Origin of the sequence: Companilactobacillus baiquanensis (assembly GCF_003946605.1) — a bacterium.
Classification (GTDB): Bacteria; Bacillota; Bacilli; order Lactobacillales; family Lactobacillaceae; genus Companilactobacillus; species Companilactobacillus baiquanensis.
Genome location: NZ_RHOQ01000002.1, coordinates 255,339 through 279,305, shown reverse-complemented (window position 1 = coordinate 279,305; position 23,967 = coordinate 255,339). Strand labels below are relative to the sequence as shown.

The 23,967-nt window shown below is 34.1% G+C and carries 27 protein-coding genes; 17 read left to right on the top strand and 10 right to left on the bottom strand.

Annotated elements, in window-relative coordinates; genetic code table 11:
- Window positions 1–131 precede the first annotated feature (131 nt).
- On the bottom strand, window positions 132–806 hold the full coding sequence (locus EKM77_RS05015) for a ribonuclease H family protein (RefSeq protein ID WP_125592958.1): 675 nt from the start codon (window positions 804–806) through the stop codon (window positions 132–134).
- A gap of 69 nt (window positions 807–875) precedes the next feature.
- Between EKM77_RS05015 and EKM77_RS05010 the strand changes: the two genes are divergently transcribed.
- The 4 genes from EKM77_RS05010 (at window position 876) to cls (ending at window position 4,419) form a co-directional block, all read left to right on the top strand.
- On the top strand, window positions 876–1,625 hold the full coding sequence (locus EKM77_RS05010) for an alpha/beta hydrolase (RefSeq protein ID WP_125592957.1): 750 nt from the start codon (window positions 876–878) through the stop codon (window positions 1,623–1,625).
- 18 nt (window positions 1,626–1,643) lie between these two features.
- Window positions 1,644–2,084, top strand: coding sequence for a hypothetical protein (locus EKM77_RS05005; RefSeq protein ID WP_125592956.1), 441 nt, complete (start codon window positions 1,644–1,646; stop codon window positions 2,082–2,084).
- An 8-nt stretch (window positions 2,085–2,092) separates the two neighbouring features.
- Window positions 2,093–2,794 carry a zinc metallopeptidase gene (locus EKM77_RS05000; RefSeq protein WP_125592955.1) on the top strand — a complete coding sequence of 234 codons (702 nt, stop codon included), beginning with the start codon at window positions 2,093–2,095 and terminating at the stop codon, window positions 2,792–2,794.
- Between the two features lie 131 nt (window positions 2,795–2,925).
- Complete coding sequence (gene cls / locus EKM77_RS04995) at window positions 2,926–4,419, top strand: cardiolipin synthase (RefSeq protein ID WP_125592954.1); 1,494 nt, start codon at window positions 2,926–2,928, stop codon at window positions 4,417–4,419.
- Here cls and EKM77_RS04990 read toward each other — a convergent pair.
- A complete protein-coding gene (locus EKM77_RS04990) occupies window positions 4,416–4,940 on the bottom strand; it encodes a PadR family transcriptional regulator (RefSeq protein WP_125592953.1) in 525 nt (174 codons plus the stop codon). The two genes, cls and EKM77_RS04990, sit on opposite strands and share 4 nt — an antisense overlap.
- 106 nt (window positions 4,941–5,046) lie before the next feature.
- On the opposite strand from EKM77_RS04990, the gene EKM77_RS04985 reads away from it, so the two are divergent.
- Window positions 5,047–5,586, top strand: coding sequence for a phenolic acid decarboxylase (locus EKM77_RS04985; RefSeq protein WP_125592952.1), 540 nt, complete (start codon window positions 5,047–5,049; stop codon window positions 5,584–5,586).
- Between the two features lie 74 nt (window positions 5,587–5,660).
- Here EKM77_RS04985 and EKM77_RS04980 read toward each other — a convergent pair whose 3' ends face one another.
- The 4 genes from EKM77_RS04980 to EKM77_RS04965 form a co-directional block, all read right to left on the bottom strand.
- Window positions 5,661–6,026 (bottom strand): VOC family protein, encoded by a 366-nt coding sequence (locus tag EKM77_RS04980; RefSeq protein ID WP_125592951.1) that lies wholly within the window; start codon window positions 6,024–6,026, stop codon window positions 5,661–5,663.
- A gap of 51 nt (window positions 6,027–6,077) precedes the next feature.
- A complete protein-coding gene (locus tag EKM77_RS04975; RefSeq protein WP_125592950.1) occupies window positions 6,078–6,266 on the bottom strand; it encodes a hypothetical protein in 189 nt (62 codons plus the stop codon).
- A 96-nt stretch (window positions 6,267–6,362) separates the two neighbouring features.
- Complete coding sequence (locus tag EKM77_RS04970) at window positions 6,363–6,641, bottom strand: hypothetical protein (RefSeq protein WP_125592949.1); 279 nt, start codon at window positions 6,639–6,641, stop codon at window positions 6,363–6,365.
- Window positions 6,642–6,736: 95 nt separating this feature from the next.
- A complete protein-coding gene (locus tag EKM77_RS04965; RefSeq protein WP_125592948.1) occupies window positions 6,737–7,282 on the bottom strand; it encodes a TetR/AcrR family transcriptional regulator in 546 nt (181 codons plus the stop codon).
- A 183-nt stretch (window positions 7,283–7,465) separates the two neighbouring features.
- On the opposite strand from EKM77_RS04965, the gene EKM77_RS04960 reads away from it, so the two are divergent.
- From EKM77_RS04960 to EKM77_RS04945, 4 genes are all read left to right on the top strand, one after another.
- On the top strand, window positions 7,466–9,793 hold the full coding sequence (locus tag EKM77_RS04960; protein WP_125592947.1) for an ABC transporter ATP-binding protein/permease: 2,328 nt from the start codon (window positions 7,466–7,468) through the stop codon (window positions 9,791–9,793).
- A 92-nt stretch (window positions 9,794–9,885) separates the two neighbouring features.
- Window positions 9,886–10,020, top strand: coding sequence for a hypothetical protein (locus EKM77_RS11140; protein WP_263852893.1), 135 nt, complete (start codon window positions 9,886–9,888; stop codon window positions 10,018–10,020).
- Window positions 10,021–10,160: 140 nt separating this feature from the next.
- Window positions 10,161–11,408: an RNA-guided endonuclease InsQ/TnpB family protein gene (locus tag EKM77_RS04950; protein ID WP_125592946.1), complete on the top strand. Its 1,248-nt coding sequence runs from the start codon at window positions 10,161–10,163 to the stop codon at window positions 11,406–11,408.
- 221 nt (window positions 11,409–11,629) lie between these two features.
- Window positions 11,630–12,013 (top strand): hypothetical protein, encoded by a 384-nt coding sequence (locus EKM77_RS04945; protein WP_125592945.1) that lies wholly within the window; start codon window positions 11,630–11,632, stop codon window positions 12,011–12,013.
- Here the strand turns inward: EKM77_RS04945 and EKM77_RS04940 are convergent.
- Window positions 11,975–12,577: a TetR/AcrR family transcriptional regulator gene (locus EKM77_RS04940; RefSeq protein ID WP_164507717.1), complete on the bottom strand. Its 603-nt coding sequence runs from the start codon at window positions 12,575–12,577 to the stop codon at window positions 11,975–11,977. The genes EKM77_RS04945 and EKM77_RS04940 overlap by 39 nt on opposite strands.
- A 239-nt stretch (window positions 12,578–12,816) precedes the next feature.
- Between EKM77_RS04940 and EKM77_RS04935 the strand changes: the two genes are divergently transcribed.
- Both EKM77_RS04935 and EKM77_RS04930 read left to right on the top strand, forming a co-directional pair.
- Window positions 12,817–13,725, top strand: a complete 909-nt coding sequence (locus tag EKM77_RS04935) for an ABC transporter ATP-binding protein (protein WP_377729406.1) — start codon at window positions 12,817–12,819, stop codon at window positions 13,723–13,725.
- Between the two features lie 5 nt (window positions 13,726–13,730).
- On the top strand, window positions 13,731–15,353 hold the full coding sequence (locus EKM77_RS04930; protein ID WP_125592942.1) for an ABC transporter permease: 1,623 nt from the start codon (window positions 13,731–13,733) through the stop codon (window positions 15,351–15,353).
- A 632-nt stretch (window positions 15,354–15,985) separates the two neighbouring features.
- Here the strand turns inward: EKM77_RS04930 and EKM77_RS04925 are convergent.
- Window positions 15,986–16,453, bottom strand: a complete 468-nt coding sequence (locus EKM77_RS04925; RefSeq protein ID WP_125592941.1) for a hypothetical protein — start codon at window positions 16,451–16,453, stop codon at window positions 15,986–15,988.
- A gap of 142 nt (window positions 16,454–16,595) precedes the next feature.
- On the opposite strand from EKM77_RS04925, the gene EKM77_RS04920 reads away from it, so the two are divergent.
- Window positions 16,596–17,999: an Nramp family divalent metal transporter gene (locus tag EKM77_RS04920; protein WP_125592940.1), complete on the top strand. Its 1,404-nt coding sequence runs from the start codon at window positions 16,596–16,598 to the stop codon at window positions 17,997–17,999.
- A gap of 159 nt (window positions 18,000–18,158) precedes the next feature.
- Window positions 18,159–18,923 carry a TerC family protein gene (locus tag EKM77_RS04915; protein WP_125592939.1) on the top strand — a complete coding sequence of 255 codons (765 nt, stop codon included), beginning with the start codon at window positions 18,159–18,161 and terminating at the stop codon, window positions 18,921–18,923.
- A gap of 11 nt (window positions 18,924–18,934) precedes the next feature.
- On the opposite strand, the gene EKM77_RS04910 is transcribed toward EKM77_RS04915, so the two are convergent.
- Both EKM77_RS04910 and EKM77_RS04905 read right to left on the bottom strand, forming a co-directional pair.
- Complete coding sequence (locus EKM77_RS04910; RefSeq protein ID WP_125592938.1) at window positions 18,935–19,771, bottom strand: helix-turn-helix transcriptional regulator; 837 nt, start codon at window positions 19,769–19,771, stop codon at window positions 18,935–18,937.
- A gap of 12 nt (window positions 19,772–19,783) precedes the next feature.
- Entirely contained in the window at window positions 19,784–20,146 is a 363-nt protein-coding gene (locus tag EKM77_RS04905; RefSeq protein ID WP_125592937.1) for a DUF488 domain-containing protein, read from the bottom strand.
- A 313-nt stretch (window positions 20,147–20,459) separates the two neighbouring features.
- Here EKM77_RS04905 and EKM77_RS04900 point away from each other — a divergent pair, with 313 nt between their 5' ends.
- Genes EKM77_RS04900 through EKM77_RS04885 form a run of 4 tightly spaced genes read left to right on the top strand, consistent with a single transcriptional unit; the run spans window position 20,460 to window position 23,879 of the window.
- A complete protein-coding gene (locus EKM77_RS04900; protein ID WP_125592936.1) occupies window positions 20,460–21,662 on the top strand; it encodes a betaine/proline/choline family ABC transporter ATP-binding protein in 1,203 nt (400 codons plus the stop codon).
- Window positions 21,659–22,297, top strand: a complete 639-nt coding sequence (locus EKM77_RS04895; protein ID WP_125592935.1) for an ABC transporter permease — start codon at window positions 21,659–21,661, stop codon at window positions 22,295–22,297. Before EKM77_RS04900 ends, EKM77_RS04895 begins: the two co-directional genes overlap by 4 nt.
- Window positions 22,294–23,217: an osmoprotectant ABC transporter substrate-binding protein gene (locus EKM77_RS04890; RefSeq protein WP_125592934.1), complete on the top strand. Its 924-nt coding sequence runs from the start codon at window positions 22,294–22,296 to the stop codon at window positions 23,215–23,217. Before EKM77_RS04895 ends, EKM77_RS04890 begins: the two co-directional genes overlap by 4 nt.
- Window positions 23,217–23,879 (top strand): ABC transporter permease, encoded by a 663-nt coding sequence (locus EKM77_RS04885; protein ID WP_125592933.1) that lies wholly within the window; start codon window positions 23,217–23,219, stop codon window positions 23,877–23,879. Before EKM77_RS04890 ends, EKM77_RS04885 begins: the two co-directional genes overlap by 1 nt.
- The last annotated feature ends 88 nt before the right edge of the window (window positions 23,880–23,967 follow it).

The window sequence follows — 23,967 nt, the reverse complement described above, 5'->3', positions numbered from 1 at the left end:
AAGTATGTATCAAAACGCGTGAAATAAGGCAGAGACTTCCGCTTAGCTACGGAAATTGAACAATTGAAAGTACACAATTATTCAATTTCCTAGGCTATGCTCAGTCTCTAACCGCCTTATATCACGCTCTACTACATCTTATCCATAGTCTGATTCAATAATTCATCAACACGATTGTTACCGACATTAGTGGCATGCCCTTTAGTCCACTCAAAAGTTTTATCTGTTACGGTCGGCAATAACTTGTCTAATTCTCTCCACAGTTCAACATTGATTGGCACAGTTCCATCGGCTTTTTTAAAACCGCGTTTTTTCCATCCATTGAGCCAGCCTTTGTTGATCGCATTCAAAACGTATTGCGAATCCAAAACAAAAATCACCTTGCGATCGTTTAATGAAAGACTATTCAAACGTTTAATGCTCTCAATAAGTGCCATGATCTCCATTCTATTATTGGTAGCACCGAATTCACCGTCAGTCCCTTCAAAAGTTTCACCATCATGGCTAATATGATAAGCCCAAGCGGCTTTGTCATCTTTTCTTACATGACCACCCTTCACATTACCGTGATTGCGAGAGCCCCCATCAGTGTATACAATTACTTCAAAGTCAGAAATTTTTACATTCTTTTTGGGAGCTGACTTCTCATATGAATCTTTACCGTTCATAAAGGCTTTAGCTTCAGATTCAGTCGTGAAACTTTTATATCTAGCACCAGTAAATCCATCGACTTGAGCCTTACATTCTGCCCAACTACGGTATATCCCAGTTTTTTTACCACGTCTTACTGCATAATATTTTTGCACGTATCTTTCCTCATTTAGTTAATATTTATCAAGATTCATTATATAATATTAGATTGTTGGGGTGAATATATGGAAAATAAGCAATGGCCGGTTTTTTACATCCACGGCTTTCGCGGTGGGGATTTTACAACGGAAAAAATGATCCATTCCGCATTGAAATTTAATAATAAAAAAAATAAAGATTATTTAAAAGCTACTATCAATTGGCGTGGAAAAATCACATATGAAGGCACTTGGACCAACGACCTTCACCCAATAATACAAGTAGTTTTTCAAAATAAATGGGTTGGTAGCAATCAAATTTCTTATTGGCTATCAAAACTTCTATTTGATCTGCGTACTAAACATAATTTTGATACTTATGATGCAGTTGGTCATTCTTTAGGTGCTGTGGCATTAGTTTTAGTCAATTTAAAAGAAAGACTGCACCCCTATATTCCCAAATTAAAAAAACTAGTTTTAATTGCCGGTCCTTTTAATGGTGTTATTGGACTAGGAGATCTTCCAAACGTTAACCGGATCAAGGCAGACGGTAGACCTGCTTTTATGAGTCCCACTTATTTTAGGATTTTTATGGGCAGAAATAGTATTTCAAAGGATTTAAAAGTATTGAATATTTATGGTAATGTTGAAGATTTCTCAAACAGTGATAAATATATTTCCGTGACTTCTGTAAAATCGATCGCATATATTCTCAAACCGAGAATCAAACAATATATTGACTATCCTGTCAACGGTTCTAATGCGGAACACTCGTTATTGCATGATGATTCTGGTATCCTAAAAATGGTAAACGGATTCATATATACTAAACTGTAAGGAAAAGAGTTCATTACTGTGATAAAACTGAAATCATATCGACCATTTATTACCAATAGTTTTATTTGGGAGTTTCCGACCCATTTCAAATTAAAAGAAGTTAGTGAATTTATTGATGAGGATATTCCAAGAACTACCGAATATATCAGTAATGCTGCTAAAGAAATCATGCGTAATAAGAGTGTTATTTGGTTTTTGAAAGATAAAAAAGATAATAAAATTAAAGCCTTAATAAGTTTTACTTCAGTAAATTTAATTAAGAAAACTGCCAAGTTGCAAATGCTTCTAGGAGACATATCGGATGCTCAAAAAAATGAAATCGCCAACCGACTATTTATTTTTATTGATGAACAATTGGAATTAAATACGATTCACTTTAATCGACTAGATGACATTATTCTCAAAAAATTCACATTAAATGAGTATAATATGAATAAACAGGAATTAAAGAGGAGTTAATTTATAATATGATTGGATATGGATACGGATTATTTGATCCTACCTTTATTCTTATTATCATTGGTCTAGTAATTAGTTTATGGGCATCTTGGTATGTTAAACACAACTTTAACAAATATGACCAATACCCTAGCCAACGTGGTGTCACTGCTAAAGAGGCTGCTAGATTCATTTTGGATAAAGCGGGATTAAGCAATATTCAAATTAAACAAGTTCAGGGAAATTTAACCGATAATTATAATCCCGGTGATAAAACGCTCAATTTATCAGAATCAACTTACGATTCTACGTCGGTTGCTGCCATCGGTGTGGCTGCTCACGAATGCGGACATGCGATTCAGGATCAAAAAAATTATATGCCCATGAGAGTTCGTTCTGCGATCGTACCTGCTGTAAATCTGGGTTCAAATGCTTCATTTCCTATAATTATCTTGGGGATGGTTTTGGGGATGAATCATTTCCTTATTACAATTGGTATTTGGTTATTTGCTCTGGTCGTTTTATTTCAAGTTGTAACCTTACCAGTCGAATTCAATGCTTCAAGAAGAGCTGTTAATATTTTAGATTCTGGTGATTTATTAACTAGTGAAGAAATCCCTATGGTAAAACAAGTTTTAGTTGCCGCCGCCTTAACTTACGTTGCTGCTGCAATTTCAACTGCTTTACAATTATTGAGATTGATCCTTATATTTGGAAATAATCGTGAATAAAAAAATCGATCCGTTCAACCGGGTCGATTTTTTTATTTTCTCCATATTTATTTCAGAAAGTGTCTCTCAAAGTTAGATTTTCAGCATAATTTGAAGTAAACTTTTTACTATGATTATGGAGGGGATTAATAATGATTGATGTATGGATTATTTGGCTAATATTACTTATCTTATTGCTAAATACTATTTCTGCACTTATCACCGTTTTTCATAGACCCAGAAATATCGTTACAACTTGGGCATGGATACTTGTTTTGACACTTTTGCCAATCATAGGTTTCCTAATTTATGCCTTCTTTGGACGTGGAATCGCCCAAGAAAAGATTTTCAGTATTAGTAACCAAAAGCATGTTGGTCTGGATCAACTGAAATTGATGGAATTGACTGAACGTAAACGACAGCTTGCTATTAAAAACCAATCAACTGAGGCAATAACTAATAGATCAGATCAAACTCGTTATGCTGAACACATAATTAAATTTTTTAACGAGACTGAAGAGACTCCTTTAACGCGTCATAATAATGTTGAACTATATTTTGATGGTAAAGAAAAATTTGCAAAAATGTTTGAAGATATCCGTAACGCTAAAGAAACAGTTCACGTTGAGTATTATGCCTTTATTAAAAGTGATATTGGAGAAGAATTCCTTAAACTTTTAACTCAAAAAGCTAAAGAAGGTTTGGAAGTTAGATTATTGTACGATCCATGGGGATCAAACGGTACTCGCAAAAAATGGTTCAAAGACTTCCAAGAAGCCGGCGGTGAGGTTTTACAATTCATAACATCAAAAAATGTTATCGCTAAAACTCGATTAAACTACCATTTACATAGAAAAATTGTCGTAATCGACGGTTGTGTCGGCTGGACTGGTGGTTTCAATGTTGGTGATCAATACGTTAATGTTACCGAGAAATTTGGATATTGGCGTGACACTCACGTTCGGATAAAAGGTGTTGCCAGTTTACTATTACAAGAACGTTTCTTCCAAGATTGGAATGCTTCGATCGAAAGAAGTGAAGAGGCATTAGCCTTTTCCGAAAAATACTTCCCATCTGATCGTTTCGATAATAATGATAATATTCCCATTCAAATTGTAACTGACGGTCCCGATAGCCGTTCCGAAATTTTAAAAGATGGCTTTATTGATATGATAATCAGTGCTAAAAAAAGTGTCTGGATCCAGTCACCTTATTTAGTACCAGATGATCCAATGTTCACCGCTCTAACGATTGCTGCAAGATCTGGCGTCGATGTTAGGATCATGATACCTTGCATGCCCGATCATCCATTCATATATCGTGCAACCCAATACTATGCCAATTTGTTAACTAGTTATGGCATTAAAATTTATAGTTATCAAAAAGGCTTTATGCATGCTAAAGCTAGTGTCTTTGATGAAAAGATCTGCTCAGTTGGATCAATGAATCAGGATTTCAGAAGTTATTCATTAAACTTTGAAGCCAACGCTTTTATCTACGATTCTAAAATATCTCATAAAGTTGCCCGTGCTTTTGAGCAAGATATGAAAGATAGCCTCTTGATAACTCCAGAAGTAATTAAAAGCCAAGGAAAATGGTTACACTTTAAACAGCGCTTCTCCAGATTGTTATCACCTATCCTTTAAATTTCCTTCAGCCAGTTCAAATAATTTTTTTCCCTTGAAATGGCATGTTTCAACACACAAAAATGTCCATATTGAGCTTTTCTTTTAGTCGCGTTAGGAAATTTATCCTTCATTTGATTTGTAAGGTGATTCAATTTGTTTTCTCTAAATTCAATTTGCTCCGAAACCATTGTTTTAAGCAGATCACTATTTTTATTATTAATGAAATACAATTTCAAAACGAATTCATCATGATTATTATCCATTTCTGGAGCTTCTTTCAGCCATTCTAAAAATATCTTTTTACCATTGGGCGTAATATCATAACTTTTTTTGATCAACTTTTGTCCAATTTGCACTTCGTGATGAGATACTAGTTCATTTTCTTCCATTTTTTTTAAAAGTGGATATATTTGACTATGATTAGCTGACCAAAACTCCCCAATGTCTGAATCAAAGGCTTTAGTTAAATCATATCCTGTTTTTGATTCAATATTCAAAAGGCCCAATATTATATATTGGAGCCTATTTTTTTGTGCCATTTTTAATCTTCTCCTTGACAGTCTATTAATATGAGTATACATTAATCAAGTAATCAAAAACATGTAATTAATTACATGTATATAATAACTTCATGGAGACAATAAAATGACAGAAAAAACTTTTAAAACTTTAGATGATTTTTTAGGAACACATTTCATATATACTTACGATAATGGCTGGGAATATGAATGGTATGCAAAAAACGACCATACCGTAGACTATCGTATTCACGGTGGAATGGTCGCTGGACGTTGGGTCAAAGATCAAGAGGCAAATATCGTAATGCTGACACAAGGCATTTACAAGATCTCTTGGACTGAACCAACCGGTACTGATGTTGCACTTGATTTCATGCCCAATGAGAAAAAATTACATGGAACTATCTTCTTTCCAAAATGGGTCGAAGAACATCCTGAGATCACTGTAAAATTTCAAAATGATTTCATCCCATTGATGGAGGAATCACGAGAAAAATACGAAACCTATCCCAAGTTAGTCGTTCCAGAATTTGCTAACATAACTTATATTGGTGAAGCCGGTCAAAACAATGATGATGTCATCAACCAAGCACCATATGAAGGTATGACTGATGATATTCGTAACGGTAAATACTACGACGCTGATTATAAGATGAATAAAAAATAAATTAAAAAAAAGTGTAACGAAACATAGCTTTTTCCACTTAGAGCTGAGCATGTTTCGTTACACTTTTTTATACTTTAATTTCCAACTGCAAAATAATGTCCCTCAGGATCAGCGAAACTAAAAACTTTTTGCTCTCCCTGAGTAGAAATAGTGCTGATATCTTTGGCATATTTTTTAACTTGTTCATGAATCGCTTCGATATCATCAACGATAAACATTAAGGACGGCATCTCCAAAGAAACCATCGGCGAATATTTTTTAACAAATTCAACAGTATATAAATTGATCTCAACTTGATCTAGCAAGGATAACTTCAGTGAAATACTATTATCAACCATTTCAGTTTTCTTAATTATCTTAGCGTCCAATGCTTTTTCAAAGAAATCTCCGATTAAAGAAACATCCTCTACATATAACATCAATTCCAATTTTTTTAGCATACTATTCTCCTCACAAAAAAAGATATACTCAAAAAGAGTATACCTTAAAAATTAATTTGCTTTATGTTTATATTCAAAATGCTCAACGATAATGTTTAAGAAAAATGCGATGCAAGATATTACCGCAACGATAAAACTAATGATAGCTAATGTCTTAGAAACATATGCCGCTAGAATACCTAAAATTATAAATATTGCGGGTAGCATTAAATACATACGATCTCTTTTTTCAGCTTTCATTTTGCTTACTTCTTTTCCTATTGTGATTTAAGAATTACTTCCTAAATCTGCCACCATTATCTTGCCTACACGATCAATATTCAAATAATTGGATTATTACTCGTAAATTCTCTTATTGATTTTTTTAACAGTTCTTCGATGGTACAAGTCTTGACCTTGTCCCCAGAAAATAAAGCTCAATGAAATGTAAACTGAAGAAACTAAAATATCCAAAAAGTCTAATTGCAAACGGTCAGTTGCCAGTAACCAGACAATAAATACAATAGAAATTATCGGTACGATCGCTCCGATCCAAAAACTTGAATTATTGGCTAAAACATATTTTTCTAACAACAAGATCCCCAATGATCCCATAACGAATAAAAGCTCTTGCATATGTTTCCCCCCTATTTGAAATTTTGCGCACGAATAATACCATAACACAAATTTTTTTATCTCATAAAGGATTAAACTTAGAAAACGTATTCAGATTATTCTTTTGAACCACTTGTCAGAAATTTACGCATTGGCTGTAAATTATCGGCAAAAACTATTTTAATTATTATTTTCGTTAACTCATGAGGTGTTTCCTTCATCCCATTTTTAACCCAAATCTTCATAATACTCTGCATCCCTGCCATTAAATATGCCGACTGATATTGATTAATAAACTCCTTACCATTTTGATCCATTGCGTCTTGTAATTTTTCAAGCAACCTCGTTTTACCCTCTACAAAAACTAAGTTACTCAACTTTTTTTCATTATAAAAAGCTGTCAATAAACCTTCTATTGCAGAAACCGGTTGAATTTTTTCAGGTGGTTCATTAGATTCTAAAAATTCCATTTCAATATCATCGACACACTGATAAATATCTTCGTAATAACGATAAAAAGTCGTACGATTCACATCAGCCTTTTTACATACTTCCGTTACCGTTATATTGTTTATAGGATTATCTTCTAATAGATCCAAAACAGTCTCTTGAATCATTTTCTTAGTATAACGTGCCCGACGATTATTTTTAATTCCTACCATTCTATCCTCCAAATATTCAACACTTTTACTAAAAATGTCTATTTAAAGACAATTTGTCTTAATTTGATGATTGCGTTATAAATATAAAATTCTTATTATATGAAACATAGTGTTGCAATAATGATATTCTAACAAAGAATTAAATTTTGAACATTACAAATATTAAATAAAAGGATTAATTAAATGCTGGAATTAAAACATATAAAAAAGTATTTCTATGTCGGTGATTCTGTAACCAAGGCTTTAGATGATGTTTCGGTATCGTTTAGATCTAAAGAATTCGTCGCTATTTTAGGTCCTAGTGGTTCTGGTAAGACCACAATGCTGAACGGTATCGGTGGACTTGATATTTATGATTCAGGTGATTTGATCATCAAGGGAAAATCCACTAAAGATTTTTCCGAATCCGATTGGGATGCATATCGTAACAATTCAGTTGGATTTATTTTCCAAAGTTATAATATTATTGGACATTTAAGTATTCTCGACAATGTGGAAATGGGGATGACTTTAAGTGGGGTCTCCAATAACGAAAAACGCGAAAAAGCAGTTAAAGCTTTAGAGCGTGTTGGTTTAGGACCACATATGAATAAAAAGCCTAACCAATTATCTGGTGGTCAAATGCAACGTGTTGCGATTGCCCGTGCTATCGCCAATGACCCTGAAATCTTGCTCTGTGATGAACCAACTGGCGCTTTAGATACGGAAACTAGTGTTCAAATTATGGAACTCATCAAGGACTTGTCTAAAGAACGTTTAGTTATTATGGTTACACATAACCCTGATCTAGCTAAACAATATGCCAATCGTATTATTGAATTTGCTGATGGTAAAATTCAACACGACTCCAATCCTTACAATGAAGATTTAAATGATGACCAATTTTCATTGAAGAAAACTAAGATGACTTTTTGGACGGCTTTAAAACTTTCTTTTACAAATATCAAAACAAAAAAAGCTCGAACATTCTTGACGGCTTTTGCTTCAAGTATTGGTATTATCAGTATTGCGATTGTTTTAGCCTTATCATCAGGGTTCCAAACTCAAATTGATAAAACTCAATCCAACACTTTAGCACAATTTCCAATTACTATTTCACAAGTTGCTTCAAATCAGACAGCCCCAACAACGACTAAAGAGAAGAAAACTTCTAAATCAAATAAAGTTACGGCAAAAATGAGTGAAGCAGATAAAGCTACTCATATAAATAAGATCAATAAAAAATACATGAACTATGTTGATAATATTGATCCAAAATTGAGTAAAACTATTACTTACACTTACTCAACTGGTATGAATTTATTACGTGAAGTAAATGGGAAAGTAAAAACCGTAAAATTCTCAAATGCTGATAGCAAAGCCGGCTCGACTAGTTCAATGACCGATGCTATGGCAACATCAACTGGAGTTGGCGGATCAGTTTATCCTAGTGGTAAAAATGGTCAAAGTTTCTTAAAGAAACACTACAAAGTTATTTCCGGATCAATGCCAACAAGTGCTAATGACATTGTTTTAATCGTAGATAAAGACAATTCTACCAACGTTAATGCCCTAAAGAATTTAGGATTTTCCGTCAAAGATGGTCAGAAACTTAACTTCGATAAATTAGTTGGCACAGAGGTCAAAGTCGTTTCAAATAATAATTACTATCAAAAACTACCTACTGGTAACTTTGTACCTAATAGTGCCGATTCATCAATGTACAATAATAGTGATAATACTAAATTAAAGATTTCTGGTATCTTACGAGTAAAATCTAGTTCATCAGAAAACATTTTAGCTTCAGGTATCGCTTATAGTGATCAACTAACAAAGAATATTATTAATAAAAATGAATCATCTGATATCGTAACTGCTCAAAAATCAAGCAGCAGCAACGTTATAACGGGTGAAAGTGTTGATTCTGCCACTAAGACTAGCCTAGTTAGCTACCTTGGCGGATCAAAAACACCCGCAAGTATTATGATTTACCCTAATACATTTAAAAATAAAGACAAAGTATTGAAATACCTCGATAAATATAATAAAGGTAAGAGTAAATCAAACAAGATCATCTACACTGATTTAGCTGGATCAGTTTCTAACTTAACTGGTGGTCTAATGGACGCTATAACGTATGTTCTAATTGCCTTTGCCGGAATTTCTCTAGTAACAAGTATGATCATGATTTCTATCATTACTTATACTTCTGTTTTAGAGCGTACGAAAGAAATAGGTATTTTAAAGGCTTTAGGTGCTAGAAAGAAAGATATTACGCGTGTATTTGATGCTGAAACTACAATTCTAGGTGTCGCATCAGGTGTACTCGGTGTAGTAATTGCCTGGCTAGCAACTTTCCCAATAAATGCCGTACTTAAGAGCATGACTGATTTGAGTAATGTAGCTCAATTAAATCCAGTTCACGCCCTGATCCTTATCATAGTAAGTACGATTCTTACTGTACTTGGCGGACATATCCCAGCCCGTATGGCCGCTAAAAAAGATGCCGCTACGGCTCTTAGATCTGAATAGTAAAAAATACGACACAACCCCAGTAATCCGAATTGAGATTACTGGGGTTGTTTGTTTTCAAATGTATAATAGAAATATCGTGGAGGTCTAATTTGAAAAAAGAAATAACAGTCAGAAAATTATTTGAACTACTGCATCAACAACTAGGTCGCCAAAATTGGTGGCCTACTCAAAGTACCGAAGAAATGTTAGTTGGGATGGTTTTAATTCAATTAAAACACGTGTAGGAATCTCCTGACTTTAGTCAGGTAGAGGAACACACTTCTAAGGATTCTTTTTCTCTATATTTGCCATCTTGCCATTTATGTATCTTTCTCTCGTATGAAATGATATTCTACTTCTACCTTTATGAAAGGAGAGAGAATATATGAGCAAAACAATGTCTGAATTGCCTTTTCACTATGGATTGAAGATGAAATGTTATCCATCTTTTAAGCAAAAACAAATTATTGAAACCAATATCAATGCTTCACGTTTTGCTTACAATGAGATGGTTGCGATTGATAAGGAATTATACATACTGTCCAAGTGCAAACTACCTATTAAGCAAGTTCAGGATCGTATAGCTTATTTGAAAAAACGTAAATCCACTAAATACATCTTTGGATTACATTCTTGGCTCGGTAGTAATAAAGTTGGAACTGATGTGATTAATACTTCTAAAAAATCTTATCAATCTTCCTGGAATATGTTCCGAAAGATTCACAACCATGGAACACCTAACTTCCATAAGAAAAAATATGATGGAAATTTCCAGTTGCCTAATCGATATTCAAGTAAAGTATCACCAAATGTATTCAATGGGAACATTAGATTCGTTGATAATAAACATATTAAATTGTCTTTAATAGGTGCTATTCGTGTATCTGGATCACAAAAACGTTTACTACAACGTAACCAAGACATACGTATTGGTACTGTCACTGTTTCCAAAGATTCTATTGGTGACTACTACATCTCCATGCAATTGGCTTCTGATGAACCATTCGTAGATATTCCATCTAAAACTGATAAAAAGATTGGAATTGATTTGAATACAGATAACTTTCTTACTGATTCTAATGGTGAGACCGTTGGTAACCCAAGATATTATCGTCGTATTAAGGGTAGATTAGCTAAAGCCCAACGTAAGTTGTCTTTACGTCAAATTAGAGCTAAGAAGGAACACCGAAAATTACGCGAATCTTCTAATTATCAGAAGCAGCGTTTATTAGTTTCAAAACTACAAAAATCTGTCATGAATCAACGTGCAAACTTTCTAAATAGTCTCTCAACTACACTTATCAAGAACCACGATCTGGTAGTTGCGGAAGATTTATCAAGTAAGAACATGTTGAAGAACCATGCGTTGGCTATGAGCATTTCAGATGTTGGTTGGGGAACATTTATCCAACAGCTTGAATATAAAGCTGAACTATATGGCAAGAATTTTGTAAAAGTTAATCCTTATAACACGACCCAAACGTGTTCTGATTGTGGCTATTTGATGAAAGATGAAGAACATTTAACTCTTTCAGATAGAAAATGGACATGCCCAAACTGTGACGCTTTCCATATACGAGATCATAATGCCGCTAAGAATATATTGGCAAAAGGATTACTAACAATAGCGTAATAAGATAAGTCCGTTAACTTCAGTAAAAATATAGTCCGTTCGGCAACTTGCGGACTCTAAAGACTTTGGTAATTACCATGTAAGCCTTAAATTGATTAGGCAACGGTGTATCTAAGTAAATTGTGATGTGTGTAATCCTAGGATTATATATTCTCACAAGCTCGTTACTTTAGTGACGAGTAGTTGACCCCAGTGGATTTTTCCGTAACAAATCACTCTACTTGCAATCATTACTTACAGCATATCGCGATAATTTCAATGATTGGGAAAAATTATCCACTCAACCACTGCGAAAAAAATTGCTTTCTTTAAAAGGAATCGGAAATGAAACAGCTGATGTCTTACTTTTGTACTACTTTCATCGTTCCACTTTTGTAGCTGACAATTATTGTATGAAACTTTTTAAAACTCTAGATGCTTTTGATAAAAAACCAACCTATATGCAACTGAAGAATATCGTCGAATTGAATTTTGACTACTCACCTGATGAAGCTGGAGAATTTCACGCCTTAATTGACGAATTTGGAAAATTAAAGAGTGATTTTTTCGATGATTATAGATTGATATTACCTTCCCATAATCCCGTAGAAGAAAACATGTGCTAAACCATTTGAATACTTTTTAGTAACTAGATCTTTCGTCTTCTTTGAAGTTGCAGGATTCATAAAATAAGATAAAATCATATCAACATACATCATGACAACTTCGTCTTGAATATTGTCGTTAATGTCCCCTTCAGCACGGCCCTGTTTCAAAATTTTACCCCAGAATCCTTCTTTTCCTTTGTCATAAGCTTTCATAACCCGATCATCGCCGTTTGAACCCTGAAACTCATCAATCATAAAACCCATAAAATCTGGATTCACGTGCTCAACTTCATTACTACCAAAGTTCAAAATCTCTTCAACCTTTTCTTTAAAGCTAAGATTGGATTTTTCTAATTGTTCATCGTAACCAGCATACCCGTCAATAATCATCTTGATCATGACTTCTCTAGCCAATTCGATCTTACTTGGAAAATATTTATAGAGCGTTACTTGTGAAGAATCAGCCTCTTTTGCTATTTCAGCAACGGAGGTTTTTTTATATCCATTGCTGATAAAAACTTTTGTTGCCGCATTTAAAATCGTCTCTTTTTTCTGTTCTTTACGTTTTTTATTAGTTGCCATCATTTTCTCCAAAAAATTATTTTTAACGATATTTCATCTTTTTTATTATCAAATCAGGATATTCATTTTTTTCTTTAAAAATAGTTCACTTTGCCTATTTTTAAAGGTTGACACTCCCTATCCGCACAACTAATATACTCTTTGATAAATGAACTATTCAATAAAAATATTTCATCTTATTATAAAAAATTCAAGTTTATTGCTTTCAAATTTGAATTTAGGTAAAGGGGATCATGACAATGAATCAAGAAAAAAATGCTATCTTACATATTGATCATCTACAAAAGAAATTTGGGAAATTTCAAGCTTTAAAAAACGTCACTTTTGATGTTTATCCTGGCGAAGTATTTGGATTTATCGGACCAAATGGTGCTGGTAAATCTACCACTATCCGAACACTTCTGGGGATATTACGTGCATCAGGCGGTACTGCCACTCTATTTGGTAAAGATGTATATAAAGATTCCGTCTCTATCCATAAAAAATTAGCCTATGTCCCTGGAGATATTTACTTATGGCCTAATTTAACCGGTGGCGAAATCATTGATCTGTTTTTAAAATTAGGAAATACTAAACATTCTGCTAAAACAGATGAAATGATCAAGCGATTTCAATTAGATACTACTAAAAAAGCTAGAACATATTCTAAAGGTAATCGTCAAAAAGTTGCATTAGTCGCAGCGTTTTCTACCGATGCTGATTTTTATATTTTTGATGAACCTACTTCTGGACTTGATCCCTTGAACGAAGAAATTTTTCAAAAATCCGTTCTTGAATTAAAGGAAGCTGGCAAATCAGTCTTATTATCAAGCCACATTCTATCTGAAGTTGAAAAAATGTGTGATCGTATAGGAATCATTCGTGACGGGGAAATAGTGGAAACCGGTTCATTATCAGATATACGTCACTTAACTAGAACCGTTATTCAATATCAAACTATGAAACCCACAACTGACTTAAAAGATCTTAAAGGTGTCCACAATGTTAAATTAGAAGCTAATGGACTAACTACTTTTTCAGTTGATTCTGATCAAATGGGTTCAGTTATGAATTATTTGTCTAGTAAAGAATTAGTCTCACTACAATCGACTCCTCCAACTTTGGAAGACTTATTTATGAGATATTACAACTCAAATGAAGGGAGATAATTATAATGGAAAATCGTAATTTTCATCAAACATTGTTCTTAACTCGCTTTAGTTTAAAACGGGATTGGTTAAAATTAACAATCTGGTCAGTTCTTTTAATCGTATTATTTGCAGCAATAGCAGCCAAATTTACTGGTATTTATGATACACAGGCATCAATAGACGAAATCGTAAAGACTTTAAAAACACCTTCTATGGTTTCTTTATTCGGTAAATTACCCGGTAGCGGTCCTTATACTACCGCCGATGTCTTTGCCGCTGAAATGACCGTTTTCATGGCAATAGTTGCCGCTATTATGAATTTTTCGATCATTATTAAAAATACTCGCGGTGAAGAAGATTCTGGATTACTAGAAATTATTCAATCTCATTCCGTGGGTAAATTATCAAGTTTGTCAGCATCACTTATTGAATTGTTATTCATTAATTTTATTATTGGCCTATTTTATAGTTTAGGTTTACAAGTGGCAAATTTACCCGGAACAGACAGCAATGGTAATTTCCTTTTAGGCTTAGGTCTAGGAGCCGCTGGATTTATGTATGCAACAATTGCCGCCTTCTTTGCTCAATTAGTAGATAATTCTCGTTCTGCAACAATACTTTCGTATATCATTTTTGGATTAATGTATATTGCTAGAATGACAACTGATGTCTCCCATCCTAAAGCAACTTGGTTTGTTCCATTCGGCTGGGTAGAGAAATTCTCTACTTATCAAGATAACAACTGGTTACCGGTATTTCTAATGTTGTTACTATCATTGATCCTTTCTATTGCAGCATTATGGATCAATAACCATCGTGACATTGGATCCGGAATTATAGCCACTAGACCAGGACGTGCCAGAGCATCTGTCTTTTTAAGAGGACCCCTTAGTTTGTTTTGGAGACTTCACAGGACCTCAATAATAGTTTGGGTAATCGGTTTATTGATCCTAGGATTTACCTATGGTTCAATTTTCAATACCATCGGTGACATTTTAAAAACCAATCCCGCTATGAAACAATTAGTTGGCGCTTCAGAAATAAATAAAGCAAATATTTTAATTATTAAACAATTTGTATCATTATTAATGATCGTCTTTGGAGTCTTAGCATTATTCCCTGGAATGCAGATAATCAATTATCTAAAATCCGGCGAAAATAAAGGATATTTGGAACTTATCCACTCCAAACCAGTCAGCCGTAATTATTTATTTACCAGTGTCTTAATACTAGGAATATTAACCAGTCTAATGGCCTTATTTGCCGGTATGTGGGGACTGCAATTAGGCGGTGCTTCAGTAATGAAACACCCAATTGAATTGTCAGTCTTCTTAAAAGGATTTTACGCATATATCTCACCAGTCTTAATAATGCTGGCAATAACAGCCTTTATTGTAGGTTGGTTACCAAAAATAACTTCAGCAAGTTATCTATACGCCGGATTTGCGCTTTTTGTAGAGTATTTCGGCAAATTGATCGACCTACCAAAGTGGATTTCTAAATTAACCCCATTTGGTTACATTACAAAAGTCCCTGTTCATAGTATGGATATCGGTACATTTTGGTGGCAAATTATAATCGCCTTAATTTTGATAATTTTAGGTTATATCGGATATCGTGTTCGTGATTTAAATAGTGCGAACTAGTGGGGGTTTGCCGCAACTGAGCACGAGAAACTTTGGCTGCACTGGGAACCGATTGGAGCCGCAGTCTCCAATCTCGATTTTGAACTTCGCAAAGTACGCGAATTTCAAAACTCGTTCCGTGGTGTAAAGGCTAAAGCCTTAACACCACCTGCACTGCTGCCAAAACTTCTCATGCTCAGTTGCTAAGTGTTAGTTATAATTTTATATAGAATAATAGGCAGACAGTGTAACGAAGCATGCTAAGCTTGCATGTTTTTAGCGGAAAATGCTATATTTCGATACACGTTTACGGTGTATATAGAAAAAAGGTAGTAAATGGATTTTTATCTGTTTACTACCTTTTACTATTTCTCAGTATAACGATTGAAAAAATCAGTTTAAGTAAAATCCAGTCGGAAGTTGAAAACGAGAAAAACCCGCAGTGGGCGTGGTGTTAGAACGAGTGTACTTCTCGTTCTTACAGCACAGGACGCATTTTGAAATTCGCGAACTTGCGAAGTTCAAAATCGAGCTTGAAGACCGTGGCTTCAAGCGTTCCTCACAGCGGGTTTTTTTCGTTTTCAACTGGAGACGGCAGTAAAAAGCCAAAATAAAAATCGCAATCCATCAAGAATTGCGATTTTTATTTAAAATTAAATCTGACCTATTTCCATTTGTACACCACTATTCAGTTTATCGCTTAAATAATTTTCAATATCTTTATATGATTTATTAAAACTCATCTGAATTTGCTGAGGTCGATTAGTATTAAAGACAACTGCGACCTTCGGCTTTTTACCAGTCATTTCTATTGGTATAAGGGTAACATGAATTATACGTGAGTAATCGAGAACACCAGAATAGAAACCATTCAATATGATTTTGCTATTACCAATACCACCTACACCGTTCATGATAGTTAAAGTTAGAAACTCTGCAACCATGACAATATAAGCCAATTGATTAACTGGAGAAAATAGTAACCAAGCGCCCATTACAACCGCAAAAATTAAGGTCGATACTTTATAGATCGAACGAATTTCAATCTGTGATTGCCAATAAACGTTATATACAGCACTCAAGAAGAACATTACATCGATAGCTATTATTATTACATTCATGATTTTCATCCCCTTTCTAATAATTGTAAATGACTATCATGTTTAATACAAATCATTTACCATCGTTGTTTTTATAAGTATTTCAATAATAGTTAAGCCAGCCTAATTTTATTTTTTATTTTGTTTAAAATGGTCTAACTACATGTTATCATGTTTAAAGATTAATAAGGAGGTAGTAGGCTTGAAAGATAATGACAAGAAACACGAGAGCCTGATTCACTACGCAAACGGTCCTTCACTTGAAGAAATCAATGATACTGTTGAAGTACCTGATGATGCTGGCTTTTTTAAAACATTATTAGCTTATAGCGGCCCTGGAGCTTTAGTCGCTGTTGGTTATATGGATCCAGGTAACTGGGTCACATCTATCGCCGGTGGTGCACAATTCAAATACAAACTGTTATCAGTTATTCTAATATCCAGTTTGATTGCAATGCTATTACAATATATGGCGGCAAAATTAGGAATTGTTACCGGACGAGATTTAGCACAATTAACTAGAGATAATACTAGTAAAGGTGTTGGTTTTATACTATGGATCGTCACCGAATTAGCTATTATGGCGACCGACATTGCCGAAATTATCGGTTCTGCGATTGCCTTAAAGTTACTATTTAATATCCCTATCCTCTGGGGTGTTTTGATCACTGCATTTGATGTCCTATTATTATTAGTTTTAATGAAACTTGGATTTAGAAAAATTGAAGCAATCGTTGCTGCACTTATTATGGTGATTTTAGCGGTCTTCATGTACGAAGTTATTTTGGCACAACCTAATATGGGACAAATGGTTGTCGGCTTTGTACCAGATCCTGTTATTTTGCAAAATCAAAGTATGCTTTATATTTCCTTGGGTATTGTTGGTGCTACGGTTATGCCACATAATCTCTACTTGCACTCTTCCATTTCCCAAGCAAGAAAATATGATCGAAATAATTATGACAGTGTTAAAAAAGCAGTTCGTTTCTCAACTTGGGATTCAAATATCCAATTGACGCTTGCTTTTGTTGTTAATACATTACTATTGTTACTAGGTGCCGCATTATTTTACGGTACAAAGAGTGATTTAGGACGTTTTGTTGACTTATACAATGCTCTTCAAGATCCAAAAATTGCAGGAGCTGTTGCTAGTCCACTCTTGAGTACACTATTTGCGGTCGCCTTATTAGCATCTGGTCAAAACTCAACCATCACTGGTACTTTATCTGGTCAAATTGTTATGGAAGGTTTCGTCCACATGAAGATGAAACTTTGGGCTAGACGTGTTATCACACGTTTACTATCAATAATTCCAGTTATCGTATTTGCTGTTATCTACCATGGTAATGAAGCTAAGATCGAGTCTCTTTTAACATTCTCACAAGTATTTCTTAGTGTAGCTCTACCGTTTTCAATTTTCCCACTTATCAAATACTCAAGTAGTAAGAAGATGATGGGTAAATTTGCTAACAACAATACGATCAAATGGTTAGGTTATTTAATCGCTGTTATCTTAACGATATTAAATATCTGGTTAATATATACAACTTTTGTACCTGCTGTTTAAAAGCTGCCGATCGGCGGCTTTTTTTATTTGCGGTATTATTTATCAGTTATTTCTAGTAGAATGGGATTAGCAAAATAATTATTGATGGTATACATATTGGGATAATTTGTGTATTATATATCTTCAATAATAAAAACATAAAGTGAGGAAATGTTCTGATTGAATGCAATTATTAATATGTATGCACCATTTTTCGATCTCAATAACTGGGCAACGGTAATTGAGTCGGGTGAGGATTGGCTGATTATATTTTCATTAGTAATAATGGAATGTATCTTATCAGTAGATAATGCGGTGGTATTAGCCGCCCAAACCCAATCATTACCTAACAAAAAGGATCAAGAGAAGTCCCTTTTTTACGGTCTGATCGGTGCTTATATTTTTAGATTCTTAGTAATTGGTATTGGGGTTTACTTAATTAACTTCTGGGCAATTAAAGCCTTTGGTGCTATTTACTTGTTCTACTTATTCATAAAACACTTCTTTTTGGATAAAAATAAATCAGATGTTGAAGTTCCAAAGGAAAAATCCAAACCAAAAGGTTGGAAAAAACATCTTCATATCTCACAATTCTGGCAGGTCGTTATCTCAATTGAATTGATGGATATAGTCTTCTCAATTGATTCAGTTTTAGCTTCTCTAGCGGTATCGCATAATCCTGTCATTGTTTTAATTGGTGGTATGATCGGTATTCTTGCCATGAGAGGTATTGCTGAGATAATCATGGGACTTATGGGTAAAATTCCCGAATTACAAGGTATGGCTTATGTATTGATCCTATTTATTGCTGTTAAGTTGTTCCTATCTATCCCGATGATCGATATTCATATTCCAAATATGGTCTTCGTTGCCTTCTTGGCTGGAGCTATCATTGTAACCTTTATCATTCATTATATTAATAACAATAAAAAACAAAAAAACTAGGACATCTTGTCCTAGTTTTTTTGACTTCTAAATCTTGATGGAGCAAAACCGGTATATTTTTTGAAAGTTTGACTGAAGTAACTCATTCTGCGAAAACCTAAACGTTTGGAAACATCATTAATACTTAAATCTGTTTCCTTTAGCAATAACATTGCCTGTTGAATTTTTCTGGCATTTAAATAAACTGAAAAACTAAGTTTAGTTTCCTTCTTAAAAAGTTTACTAAAATAAAAATCTGACAAATAAACGCTTTTAGCTACTTGATCAAGCGTCAATCTTTTATCTAAATTATTATCAATAAATTCAATTGCCGAAATAATTGCTTCATTAGACGTAGATAAATTGCTTAATTGTTGCAATGCCGTAGACTCATTTTCATCCAGTCCATCAATAATATCTTCAACTTTAAGTTGATACCTGACTATAAAACGATCAACACCCGAATTATCGATCATCAACTGTGAAATATTTTCAATCATATTTTTCAAAAATACACAGTGCAACTTCAATTCGTTATAAACTAAAATATTATCTTTACTAGTTTCTTGAACGGGAAAAATGGCCGCAACTTTCCCTACTATCTGATCGATCTCACTGATCATAATGGGACGCTCGGCATATTCTATGTGATAAAGAAGTTTGTGCTTACTAATGTTAGATAAATTGAACTTTTCATTTAACAAGGGTAAAAATTCATTTCCACTAGTGTCACCAACTGTTTTAACAACTAAAGAATTATTATCTAAAACGCAAATAACTATATTATTGGACATTGCATAGCTTTGCAGCAATCGAATTAGCATCTTTTCGTTACTCGAAAGTAAGGTGTTCAGATCAAATTCTTCCATAATATTCACCGATTATTTTATTTTCTTTTTTAAAAATTGTATTAGTACCTTTGCATTATTATTTTCTTGATCCTTAGCACCGTAAAGAATTAGTACATCTTGATCTTTAAGTGCTATTTTGACATTTTCTATGAATTTATCAGTATTTTCATTTGCATTTAATTCAGCCAAATACTTCTCTTTAAACTCACCAAATTTTTCTGGATCATGATTGAACCATTTTCTTAATTCAGCCGTTGGGGCAATTTCTTTTGCCCAAATATCTAAATTAGCTCTGACTTTGGACATCCCTCTTGGCCATACACGATCAATTAAGATCCTATATCCTTCAGGTAATTCCTTATCATATATACGTCTCATTAATAACTCGTGCATAATTATTTTAGGCCTCTTTTAATTTAATACTTGATAATTATATCATAGTATATATTGATATTTTTCATATCTGACAGCTTTCTGAAAATAAATGGAAGGGCTTTACTTTTTTGTTCATAATTTGTAAACAAGTTTACTTTTTAGGCTATCCGAATGACTATTAAAAATTAACTAAAATTTGTCTAGTCCGGTCGTTTCCTTATCATATATACGTTTAGCGCAGTTCAGCGCTTTTTTTAGGCCAAAGCCCTTTTGAATTAATGTTCCTATAATTGTATCATAGCAGATGTTGTTAAATTTTATAGGAGGTTTTATGTCTACTGCTAAAGAAATAGTTTCATTTAGAAATGTAGCGAAGAAATACCGTGGCGGTTCAATTGGTGTTGAAAACATCAATGTAACCATCAAAGAGGGAGAATTTGTTTGTTTTATCGGAACTTCCGGCTCTGGTAAAACTACCACTATGCGAATGATAAATCGAATGATTGATCCTAGTAAGGGAAAGATCACATTCAAGGGACACAATATCAGACATTACGATCCAGTTCGACTCAGACGTACTATCGGATACGTAATTCAAAACAACGGATTAATGCCCCACATGACGATTCAAGAAAATATCACGCTGGTTCCTAAACTTCTCAAATGGCCACAAGAAAAAATGGATAAAAAAGCTCACGAACTGATCAAGTTAGCTGATTTACCAGAAAGTTACCTGGATCGATATCCCGCAGAACTTTCTGGTGGACAGCAGCAAAGAATCGGTGTCGTCCGTGCACTTGCTGCTGATCAAGATTTAATTTTGATGGACGAACCATTTGGAGCACTTGACCCGATCACTCGTGATGACTTGCAGGAATTGATCAAACATCTTCAAGAAGAACTTGGTAAAACAATTGTTTTTGTTACTCATGATATGGATGAGGCTTTAAAACTAGCTACTCATATTGTGATCATGGATAGCGGCCACGTAATTCAAGACGATACACCAGATAATATTCTGCAACACCCAGCAAACGACTTTGTCAAAGATTTGTTAGGTGAAGAAAGACTGTTACAAGCTCAACAAAATACGCTTTCGGTAAGTGATATTATGTCGACTAACCCCGCAAAAATCACTTTAGGAAAATCCTTAGCCGAAGCAATTAGAACAATGAGTTTGCGCCACGTTGACTATCTTTTAGTAACTGATGATGATAACAAATTGAAAGGTTACATTGATCTTGAAACAATCAACGAAAGATATTCAAAAGATGCTAGTGTCAGTGATATTTACAATCGCACTAGAATGAAGTTCAATAAGGACTCGTACTTACGAGACACTAGTGAAAAAATCCTTAAACAAGGTTACAAATATGTTCCTATCGTTGATAAAGATAATTATTTGATTGGAACTGTTACTAGAGCATCATTAGTTAATATTATTTATGACGCTATCTGGGGTAAAGAAGAGCTAGATAACCCTGATGAAATTAAGCTTCCCGCTTCAATTGCTAAGGGAAGTGATAAATCGTGATTAACTTTCTCAACCAACATGGTTCTGAACTAATCATCAAAACTTGGGAGCAAATCTATATCTCGGCTCTAGCATTATTTTTAGGAATCATCGTCGCCGTGCCACTTGGAATCATTTTGACTCGATATGAAAAAACAGCCAAATACGTTATGTCAATTTCAAGTATGCTCCAGACCATTCCTTCTCTAGCACTACTTACCTTGATGATTCCAATCTTTGGTATCGGTAAATTACCTTCGATCGTAGCGTTATTTATTTATTCACTACTACCTATTTTGCGTAATACATATATAGGTATGAACAAGGTCAATAAAAACTTGATCGATGCTGCCAAGGGACTTGGTATGACGACCGCGCAATCGATTTTTAAAGTTGAAATACCTATGGCGATGCCGATTATTATGGCTGGTGTACGACTTTCAGCTGTTTATGTTATCTCTTGGTCAACACTTGCTTCATATATTGGAGCTGGTGGACTGGGTGATTTCATTTTTAACGGTTTAAATTTATATAACCCGGCTCTAATTATCGGTGGTACGATCCCCGTTTCAATTTTGGCAATTTTAACTGATTATCTTTTAGGTAAATTTGAGAAAAAAGTCACTCCAATTACAAAAAGTGGGGTGAAAAAGTGAAATTCTTCAAGAAAATTTTTACTATCATTTCACTATTAACTTTATTAACTGTTTCTGGTTGCGGCTGGCCCGGTCTTGGTGATTCTTCAAAAGACACGATCAAAGTTGCCAGTCTTTCCACTACTGAATCGATGATCGTATCAGAAATTATTATGCAGTTGATTTCACACGAAACACATTACAAAACTTCTTTAGTAAATAACCTTGGATCTGGTCAATTGATCCATGAAGCGTTAATGCGTGGTGATGCCGATATTGCTGCTGAAAATTTTACTGGTAATGAATTAATAACCACTCTGAACCATCCTGCAATTAAAAATCGTAAAAAAGCCAATCGAGTTGTAACAAAGTTATATAAAAAGAGATTCGATGAAACTTGGTTCCCAACATATGGATTTTCAAATACCTACAATATGCTGGTAACTCAAGAAACTGCTAAAAAATACCACTTAAAAAATATAAGTGATATGCAAAAAATAGCCTCAAAAATAAATATTGGTGCTGATAATATTTGGATAAATCGTCCAGATGATGGATACCCAGCTTTTTCAAAGGCCTATGGTTTTGAATTCAAACGTGTTTATCCTATGCAAATTGGTTTAGTTTATTCAGCTGTTGCTGCTGGTAAAATGGATGCCGTCTTAGGTTATTCAACTGATGGAAGAATTAAAAGTTATAATTTGAAGATTTTACCTGACGATAAAAAATTCTTCCCACCATATGATGTAAGTATGGTCGTTAATAACAAAATCTTGCGTGATCATCCCCAACTAAAACCACTATTGCATCGTCTAGATGGGAAAATATCTCTATCACAAATGCAAAGCATGAACTATGAAGTTGATAATAATTTACGCGAACCCGCCGAAGTGGCACATCAATTCTTAGTTAAAAATAATTATTTCAGAGGTGATAAATAATGGCTGATCAGCCGTTGTGGAACCAATTAATTTTTTATTTCACACATAATGGACTATACATTTTAGAACAATTTGGCCGTCATTTTCTAATTTCATTTTATGGAGTTTTATTAGCAGCTGTTGTTGGGATTCCTTTAGGAATTTACATTGCTAATCACTATCGTCTAGGAGATTTTATTATCAGTGTTGCTAATGTTATCCAGACGATTCCTTCATTAGCCATGTTGTCGATTGTCATGCTAGTCTTAGGACTAGGATCAAATACAGTTATTGTTACGATTTTTCTTTATTCGATCCTGCCGATCCTAAAAAATACCTATACTGGTATGAAAAATGTCGATCCCAATATTATTGATTCGGCTAAAGGTATGGGAATGACCGGACTTCAATTATTGTACATGGTCAAATTACCCTTAGCCATGTCAGTCATTATGTCTGGTATTAGAACCGCTATGGTTGTTGCTATTGGTAACACAGCTATCGGTGCCTTCGTTGGTGCTGGTGGTTTAGGTGATTTAATTATTCGTGGTACTAATGCAACTGATGGTGCTCCACTTATTCTAGCTGGTGCTTTACCAACTGCCTTAATGGCTGTCATTACCGATCTAGTCATCGGTTCACTACAAAAATATTTTGAACCAAATAACCTTCATAAAAAATAATATTTAGCACTCGTCACGTTTGAGTGCTAAATATTTGAATTACCCCCTTCTCCGGTACTACAATGTATTTGTAATGAGGAAAGGAAGT

Excerpts from the sequence above, each read along its gene's own strand:
- EKM77_RS05010 (WP_125592957.1), top strand. The coding sequence starts at position 876 with ATGGAAAATAAGCAATGGCCGGTTTTTTACATCCACGGCTTTCGCGGT.
- EKM77_RS05000 (WP_125592955.1), top strand. The coding sequence starts at position 2,093 with ATGATTGGATATGGATACGGATTATTTGATCCTACCTTTATTCTTATT.
- cls (WP_125592954.1), top strand. The coding sequence starts at position 2,926 with ATGATTGATGTATGGATTATTTGGCTAATATTACTTATCTTATTGCTA.
- EKM77_RS04990 (WP_125592953.1), bottom strand. The coding sequence starts at position 4,940 with ATGGCACAAAAAAATAGGCTCCAATATATAATATTGGGCCTTTTGAAT.
- EKM77_RS04985 (WP_125592952.1), top strand. The coding sequence starts at position 5,047 with ATGACAGAAAAAACTTTTAAAACTTTAGATGATTTTTTAGGAACACAT.
- EKM77_RS04980 (WP_125592951.1), bottom strand. The coding sequence starts at position 6,026 with ATGCTAAAAAAATTGGAATTGATGTTATATGTAGAGGATGTTTCTTTA.
- EKM77_RS04975 (WP_125592950.1), bottom strand. The coding sequence starts at position 6,266 with ATGAAAGCTGAAAAAAGAGATCGTATGTATTTAATGCTACCCGCAATA.
- EKM77_RS04970 (WP_125592949.1), bottom strand. The coding sequence starts at position 6,641 with ATGCAAGAGCTTTTATTCGTTATGGGATCATTGGGGATCTTGTTGTTA.
- EKM77_RS04965 (WP_125592948.1), bottom strand. The coding sequence starts at position 7,282 with ATGGTAGGAATTAAAAATAATCGTCGGGCACGTTATACTAAGAAAATG.
- EKM77_RS04960 (WP_125592947.1), top strand. The coding sequence starts at position 7,466 with ATGCTGGAATTAAAACATATAAAAAAGTATTTCTATGTCGGTGATTCT.
- EKM77_RS04950 (WP_125592946.1), top strand. The coding sequence starts at position 10,161 with ATGAGCAAAACAATGTCTGAATTGCCTTTTCACTATGGATTGAAGATG.
- EKM77_RS04940 (WP_164507717.1), bottom strand. The coding sequence starts at position 12,577 with ATGGCAACTAATAAAAAACGTAAAGAACAGAAAAAAGAGACGATTTTA.
- EKM77_RS04935 (WP_377729406.1), top strand. The coding sequence starts at position 12,817 with ATGAATCAAGAAAAAAATGCTATCTTACATATTGATCATCTACAAAAG.
- EKM77_RS04930 (WP_125592942.1), top strand. The coding sequence starts at position 13,731 with ATGGAAAATCGTAATTTTCATCAAACATTGTTCTTAACTCGCTTTAGT.
- EKM77_RS04925 (WP_125592941.1), bottom strand. The coding sequence starts at position 16,453 with ATGAATGTAATAATAATAGCTATCGATGTAATGTTCTTCTTGAGTGCT.
- EKM77_RS04920 (WP_125592940.1), top strand. The coding sequence starts at position 16,596 with ATGTTATCATGTTTAAAGATTAATAAGGAGGTAGTAGGCTTGAAAGAT.
- EKM77_RS04910 (WP_125592938.1), bottom strand. The coding sequence starts at position 19,771 with ATGGAAGAATTTGATCTGAACACCTTACTTTCGAGTAACGAAAAGATG.
- EKM77_RS04905 (WP_125592937.1), bottom strand. The coding sequence starts at position 20,146 with ATGCACGAGTTATTAATGAGACGTATATATGATAAGGAATTACCTGAA.
- EKM77_RS04900 (WP_125592936.1), top strand. The coding sequence starts at position 20,460 with ATGTCTACTGCTAAAGAAATAGTTTCATTTAGAAATGTAGCGAAGAAA.
- EKM77_RS04885 (WP_125592933.1), top strand. The coding sequence starts at position 23,217 with ATGGCTGATCAGCCGTTGTGGAACCAATTAATTTTTTATTTCACACAT.